This is a genomic window from Jeotgalibacillus marinus, assembly GCF_040801915.1.
Classification (GTDB): Bacteria; Bacillota; Bacilli; order Bacillales; family Jeotgalibacillaceae; genus Jeotgalibacillus; species Jeotgalibacillus marinus.
In genome coordinates this window covers 1-253 of the sequence record NZ_JBFMIA010000218.1, presented here as the reverse complement: position 1 = coordinate 253, position 253 = coordinate 1, and the positions used below count along the sequence as shown (strand labels likewise).

Below are 253 nucleotides of genomic sequence, written 5' to 3'. Positions count from 1 at the left end.
CCGTCTTTAGGCACCCAGTCGCCGGTGAAGGCGTCGGTGAAGACCAGCTTCCGGTTCGGCACCACCTCCAGATACTGGCCCGGGCAGGGCATATCCTGACCCTCGGGGCTGCGCATGGTGATGTTGCTGGCCCCGCCAGGGGTAAGGTCCACCTGGGCCACCGGGACAGTCCAGGGCTTGGGCGCGAACCATTGCTTGATCAGTTCGGGCGTGGTCCAGCAGCGGAACAGCTTGTCAGCCGGAGCATCCAGCA

The 253-nt window shown here is 65.2% G+C and carries 1 protein-coding gene; it reads right to left on the bottom strand.

Features of this window, described 5'->3' with window-relative positions:
* The coding region (locus tag AB1471_RS17610) for an SRPBCC domain-containing protein (RefSeq protein WP_367781016.1) at nucleotides 1-253 on the bottom strand (253 nt) is incomplete at both ends.